Genomic DNA, 6,903 nt, shown 5'->3' on the forward strand with positions numbered 1-6,903 from the left:
GGTTGCGAGTTTCGGAGTGCCGGTTGCCAAAATGAGCGGTCGTGGGTTAGGACACACAGGTGGGACCATCGATAAGTTGGAATCCATTAAAGGTTTCCAGATTGAACGGACCCAAGAGGAATTTATCCAGCAGGTGCAGGAAATCGGCTTATCGGTCATTGGTCAATCCGATCAACTCGTAAAAGCAGATAAACTCTTGTATGCACTGCGTGATGTTACGGCGACAGTGGATACCATTCCTTTGATTGCTAGTTCCGTCATGAGTAAGAAAATCGCTGCTGGTGCGGATGCTATTCTTTTGGACGTGACGGTAGGCGAGGGTGCCTTCATGAAGAATATTGAGGATGCTCGTCGCTTAGCCCGTACCATGGTGGATCTTGGAAATGCAGTGGGTCGGAAAACCATCGCTGTCATTACAGATATGAGCCAACCTTTGGGAACCAGTATTGGTAATCGTTTAGAGATTTTGGAAGCCCTGGATATTCTGAAAGGACAGGGGCGCGCTGATGTTACAGAGTTTATTTGTGAATTAGCGCAAATCATGTTGAAATTGGCCAATGTAGATCAATCGATCGAGGCCATCCATGAACACTTGACCAATGGTCAAGCCTTAGCGAAGTTTGAAGAAATGGTCGCAGCTCAAGGTGGAGACTTAGAAGATTTGCACCGTCCCGTCAAAGTAGATCAGGTCCTTGAAGTAACAGCGGACCAAGATGGCGTCATTGCTGCTTTACCTGCCATGGAGTTTGGCTTGTTCGCCATGCGCTTGGGTGCTGGCCGTGCTGTCAAATCAGATCCCCTCGATTACGAAACAGGAATTGTGTTTGACAAAAAAGTGGGAGAGCACGTCAAAAAAGGGGAACGCATTGCCCGTATTTTCATGAATGAAAAAAATTCACAAGAAAGAGTTACAGAATTCAAAAAAAATGTTAAAATACTAGAAAGGGCTGAAAGCGTTAAAGAAATTATTGAAATAATATCTTAAGCAGCTCAGGAGATTGTATGAAGTTAAATAAATATATCGATCACACTCTTTTAAAACCAGATGCGCAACAAGAACAGATCGAAAAGCTGATCGAAGAAGCTAAGGCTTATGATTTTGCGAGTGTCTGTGTGAACCCGACATGGGTGAATTTTGCGGCTGAGGGCTTGCGCGATTCAGACGTTAAAGTTTGTACCGTCATTGGTTTTCCTTTGGGAGCAAATACCCCTTTTGTCAAAGCGTGTGAAACAAAAAATGCTATTCAAAATGGTGCCGATGAAATTGACATGGTCATTAATATCGGTGCTTTGAAGTCTAAGAATTTAGCACTAGTTGAAGAAGATATCCAAGCTGTTGTCGAAGCAAGCGGTGATAAGCTGGTCAAAGTCATCATTGAGACGTGTCTCTTAACAGACGATGAAAAGATCGTCGCTTGTCAGATTGCAAAGTCAGCTGGAGCTGACTTTGTGAAGACTTCAACTGGTTTCTCAACTGGAGGAGCGACGGTAGAAGATGTAGCCTTAATGCGTCAAACAGTTGGACCAGACATGGGTGTTAAAGCTTCTGGTGGAGCTCGCTCTTATGAAGATGCTCTTGCATTTATCGAAGCTGGTGCGACCCGTATCGGAACTTCCTCTGGTGTAGCAATCATGGAAGGAAAAGTGGCTCATGGCGACTACTGAATTGATCAACTTAGCAGTTGAAGTGAGTCAACAAGCCTATGTGCCCTACTCTCATTTCCCAATTGGAGCTGTACTGCTAACGAAGGATGGAGAAATCTATACAGGGGTCAATATCGAAAATGCCAGTTTTGGTTTAACCAACTGTGGGGAACGGACAGCTATTTTTAAAGCAGTTTCTGAAGGAGCTCGTGAGTTCAAAGAGCTGATTGTCTACGGGCAAACAGAAAAGCCCATCTCTCCATGTGGTGCTTGTCGCCAGGTCATGGCTGAATTTTTTGAGCCAGACCTTCCTGTAACCTTAGTATCTAAAGATAAATCGACGGTCGTGATGACGGTCAAGGAATTACTTCCATATTCCTTTACAGACCTGACTTAATAGGTCTGTGAGGCGGTCTTTTGACCCTTTCAATACTTCGCAACAATGTTGCACAATAATTTAGGAGGTTCAGTAATGAACAAGAAACAATGGCTAGGCCTTGGTCTAGTAACTGTCGCTGCTATCGGACTTGCAGCATGTGGAAATCGTGCGTCTAAAAAAGATAGCGCAAACTCAGAATCTAAAACAGATTTGAAAGCTGCTATCATTACCGATACTGGTGGTGTGGATGACAAATCATTCAACCAATCTGCTTGGGAAGGTTTGCAAGCTTGGGGTAAAGAAAACGGTCTTTCTAAAGGGAACGGATTTGACTACTTCCAATCAACAGATGAATCTCAATATGCGACAAACCTTGATGAAGCTGTTTCTAACGACTACAAATTGATCTTTGGTGTTGGTTTTGCCTTGAGCGACTCTGTTAAAAAAGCTGCAAAAGACAACCAAGATGTGAACTATGTCATCATCGATGACCGTATTGAAGGACAAAAGAACGTAGCATCTGCTGTTTATGCCGATAACGAAGCTGGTTACCTTGCTGGTATCGCTGCTGCGAAAACTACAAAAACTAAACAAGTTGGTTTTGTAGGTGGTATGGAAAGTGAAGTTATCACTCGTTTCCGCGCTGGATTTGAAGCTGGTGTTAAATCTGTTGACCCATCTATCAAAGTTCAAGTAGACTACGCTGGTTCATTCGGTGACTCTGCTAAAGGTAAAACAATTGCTGCTGCACAATATGCTGCAGGTGCAGACGTTATCTACCAAGTAGCTGGTGGTACTGGTGCAGGTGTCTTCTCTGAAGCTAAAGACTTGAACGAGAAGAAAAATGAAGACGAAAAAGTTTGGGTTCTTGGTGTTGACCGTGACCAAAAAGCTGAAGGTGAATACACTTCTAAAGATGGTAAAAAATCTAACTTTGTATTGGCTTCAAGCTTGAAGAAAGTCGGAGAATCTGTAAAAGACTTGGCTAAGAAAACTGCTGATGGTAAATTCCCTGGCGGTAAAGTGATTACTTATAGCTTGAAAGATGGTGGAGTTGACTTGACAACTGACAATCTTTCTGCAGAAGCTAAAAAAGCTGTCGAAGACGCTAAAGCTAAGATCCTTGACGGGTCACTTAAAGTTCCTGAAAAATAATCATTGATTGGATCGGCCCGACCTTCAAGGGCCGTTCCTTTTAATAAATTGAGACATTTTTGTCTCAGTAAAATCTATTAGCTGTCTTAATAGGTTTTATTGAAATAAAAATTGATTTGAAAGGAAACACCCCACATGACACACGAATATGTCATCGAAATGCGTGAGATTACCAAAAAATTTGGTGACTTTGTAGCAAATGACAAGATTAATCTTCAGTTGCGCAAAGGTGAAATCCATGCACTTCTTGGAGAAAATGGTGCAGGGAAATCTACCCTGATGAATATGTTGGCTGGTTTGTTGGAACCAACTAGCGGAGACATCGTGGTAAATGGAAAAACTGTTAACCTAGACTCACCTTCAAAAGCAGCTTCTTTAGGAATTGGAATGGTGCACCAACACTTTATGTTGGTTGAAGCCTTCACTGTTGCTGAAAATATCATCCTTGGGTCTGAAACCACTAAACATGGTATTTTGGATCTTAAGAAAGCCAGTCAAGATATCCTTGATTTGTCTAAAAAATATGGCTTAGCAGTGGATCCAAATGCTAAAGTTGAGGATATTTCCGTCGGTGCGCAGCAACGTGTGGAAATTTTAAAGACGCTTTATCGTGGAGCCGACATCCTAATCTTCGATGAACCAACTGCGGTGTTGACACCAGCTGAAATCGAAGAATTGATGACAATCATGAAGAACTTGGCAAATGAAGGAAAATCCATTATCTTGATTACGCACAAGTTGGATGAAATTCGTGCTGTTTCAGACCGGGTAACGGTTATCCGTCGTGGGAAATCAATTGAGACAGTCGAGATTGGTGGAGCTACCAACCAAGACTTGGCCGAAATGATGGTCGGTCGTTCTGTTTCCTTTAAAACGGAGAAAGGTCCTTCTCAACCGAAAGAAGTCGTCTTGTCGATCGAAAACTTGGTTGTAAACGAAAACCGGGGTGTCCCAGCTGTTAAGAATCTTTCACTGGAACTTCGTGCTGGTGAAGTCGTGGGGATCGCAGGGATTGACGGAAATGGTCAGTCTGAGTTGATCCAAGCGATTACAGGTCTACGGAAGGTAAAATCTGGTTCAATCAAGATTAAAGGCAAGGATGTTGTAGGACTTCGTCCACGTCAAATCACAGAAATGAAGGTAGGGCACGTCCCTGAAGACCGTCATCGGGATGGATTAGTCCTTGACATGATGATCTCTGAAAACATTGCCCTTCAAACCTACTATAAAGAACCTCTTAGCAAGAATGGTATTTTGAATTATCCAAATATTACCTCTTATGCCAAGAAGTTGATGGAAGAGTTTGACGTTCGTGCAGCCAGTGAAGTGGTACCTGCTAAGGCTCTCTCTGGAGGGAACCAGCAAAAAGCCATTATCGCTCGGGAAATCGATCGCGATCCAGATCTCTTGATCGTTAGCCAGCCGACTCGTGGATTGGATGTTGGAGCGATTGAATATATCCACAAACGTTTGATTCAAGAACGGGATAATGGAAAAGCCGTTCTGGTTGTCAGCTTTGAATTAGATGAAATTTTGAATGTTTCTGACCGTATTGCGGTTATTCATGATGGGAAGATCCAAGGGATCGTAACCCCTGAAACAACGAATAAGCAAGAACTTGGAATCCTCATGGCAGGTGGACAAGTAAAGGAGGGAGCATCAAATGAATAAGAATTTAAAACAAATTGCCGTTCCGTTGGTGTCTGTCCTTTTAGGATTGGTCTTGGGTGCCATTATTATGTGGGCCTTCAGCTATGATGCCCTTTGGGGATACGAATTGCTGTTTAAGAAAGCCTTTGGTTCGATTAAGAGTTGGGGAAATATTTCCCGTGCCATGGGGCCACTGATTTTGGTTGCTCTTGGGTTTTCAGTAGCCAGCCGGGCCGGCTTCTTTAACGTTGGACTTCCTGGTCAGGCTTTTGCTGGATGGATCATGGCGACTTGGTTTGCCCTTTCCTTCCCAAATATGCCTCGCTTACTGATGATTCCGATGACCGTTTTGATTGCGGCTGTCGCAGGTGGATTTATTGGAGCGATTCCTGGTTTCCTTCGTGCCTATCTCGGAACCAGTGAGGTCATCATCACCATTATGATGAACTACATTGTTCTCTATGGTGGGAATGCCTTGATTCATAGCTTCCCAGCTTCCTTGATGAAAAATAAGGACTCAACCATTGATGTGGGAGCCAATGCTGTCTACCAGACGGAGTGGTTGCGTAATTTGACGGACAAATCACAAATGAACATCGGGATCTTCTTTGCCATCATCGCAGTGGTGGTCATCTGGTTCTTGATGAAGAAAACAACACTTGGTTTTGAAATCCGTGCCGTTGGTCTCAATGCGAATGCGGCGGAATACGCAGGGATGTCTGCAAAACGGACCATTATCCTTTCTATGATCATTTCTGGTGCTCTTGCTGGTATTGGTGGGGTAGCAGAAGGTCTGGGTATTTACTCAAATGTCTACGTTCAAACCAGCTCGATGAGTGTTGGATTTAACGGAATGGCCGTAGCCCTTCTTGCGATGAATTCACCAATTGGTATTCCATTTGCTGCCTTCTTGTTTGGTGCACTTCAAATTGGGGGAGTTGGTATGAAGCCAGCTGCAATCCCTGAAGAAGTCGTTCAAATTGTGACAGCATCTATTATCTTCTTCGTATGTGCCCACTACATTATTGAAAAGATGATCTCGATGCGTTCAGCTAAAAAAGGAGGAGCAAACTAATGAGTATTGTAACAATTTTAAGTATTCTTGTTTCCTCTATGATTGTGTATGCAGCGCCGCTGATCTTCACAAGTATCGGAGGAGCATACTCAGAACACGCTGGGGTTGTTAACGTTGGTCTGGAAGGAATCATGGTTATGGGAGCCTTCTCAGGTATTATCTTTAACTTGACTTTTGAGCCTGAGTTAGGAAGTTTGACACCATGGTTGTCCTTGATCGTTGCTGCAGGGATTGGAGTACTCTTCTCCTTGATCCACGCGGTGGCAACGATTCATTTCCGTGCTGACCATATCGTCTCAGGTACAGTATTAAACTTGATGGCACCTCCATTGGCAGTCTTTCTTGTCAAAGCGATGTACAACAAGGGGCAAACTGATAATATCAAAGTTGCCTTTGGGAAAACATCGATTCCGGTCTTATCTAAAATTCCGGTCATTGGAGATATTTTCTTCAACAATGCCAGCATCATTGGTTGGGTTGCGATTCTCTTTTCATTCTTTGCTTGGTTTATCATGTTCAAGACGAAGTTTGGATTGCGTCTTCGTTCAGTTGGGGAACACCCACAAGCAGCAGATACATTGGGAATCAATGTATATAGAATGCGCTACTTAGGAGTGATGATCTCAGGTGCTCTAGCAGGAATCGGAGGAGCCATTTACGCTCAGTCAGTTTCTGTTAACTTCGCGGTAACTACTATTGTAGGTCCTGGATTTATCGCCCTTGCGGCCATGATTTTCGGGAAATGGAACCCAATCGGTGCCATGCTGGCTAGTCTCTTCTTTGGAGCTTCACAAAGTTTGGCTGTTATCGGGAATCAATTGCCTTTGCTTAAAGGTATCCCATCCATCTACTTGCAAATTGCGCCTTACGTCTTGACCATGGTTGTCTTGGCAGCCTTCTTCGGACAAGCAGTTGCGCCTAAAGCAGATGGTGTTAACTACATTAAATCGAAATAATGCACAGAGAGAGGTTGGGACAAAAGTCCTAGCCTCTCAATTGT

The 6,903-nt window shown here is 43.5% G+C and carries 7 protein-coding genes; all 7 read left to right on the forward strand.

The features are described from left to right. The coding region (locus SPADD19_RS03285; RefSeq protein ID WP_061455195.1) for a thymidine phosphorylase at positions 1-985 on the forward strand (985 nt) is incomplete at its 5' end. Between the two features lie 17 nt (positions 986-1,002). Continuing rightward, a complete protein-coding gene (gene deoC / locus SPADD19_RS03290; protein WP_021153359.1) occupies positions 1,003-1,665 on the forward strand; it encodes a deoxyribose-phosphate aldolase in 663 nt (220 codons plus the stop codon). Next, a complete protein-coding gene (locus tag SPADD19_RS03295) occupies positions 1,652-2,041 on the forward strand; it encodes a cytidine deaminase (protein ID WP_049498278.1) in 390 nt (129 codons plus the stop codon). Before deoC ends, SPADD19_RS03295 begins: the two co-directional genes overlap by 14 nt. Positions 2,042-2,116: 75 nt before the next feature. Further along, a complete protein-coding gene (locus SPADD19_RS03300; protein WP_023918305.1) occupies positions 2,117-3,178 on the forward strand; it encodes a BMP family lipoprotein in 1,062 nt (353 codons plus the stop codon). Between the two features lie 135 nt (positions 3,179-3,313). Then, complete coding sequence (locus SPADD19_RS03305) at positions 3,314-4,849, forward strand: ABC transporter ATP-binding protein (RefSeq protein ID WP_023918304.1); 1,536 nt, start codon at positions 3,314-3,316, stop codon at positions 4,847-4,849. Beyond that, positions 4,842-5,903 (forward strand): ABC transporter permease, encoded by a 1,062-nt coding sequence (locus SPADD19_RS03310; protein WP_049489017.1) that lies wholly within the window; start codon positions 4,842-4,844, stop codon positions 5,901-5,903. The genes SPADD19_RS03305 and SPADD19_RS03310 overlap by 8 nt, the downstream gene beginning before the upstream one ends. Further along, a complete protein-coding gene (locus SPADD19_RS03315; RefSeq protein ID WP_021153355.1) occupies positions 5,903-6,859 on the forward strand; it encodes an ABC transporter permease in 957 nt (318 codons plus the stop codon). The genes SPADD19_RS03310 and SPADD19_RS03315 overlap by 1 nt, the downstream gene beginning before the upstream one ends. Positions 6,860-6,903: the final 44 nt, after the last annotated feature.

Source organism: Streptococcus parasanguinis, from assembly GCF_001578955.1.
In the GTDB taxonomy this organism is placed as follows: Bacteria; Bacillota; Bacilli; order Lactobacillales; family Streptococcaceae; genus Streptococcus; species Streptococcus parasanguinis_U.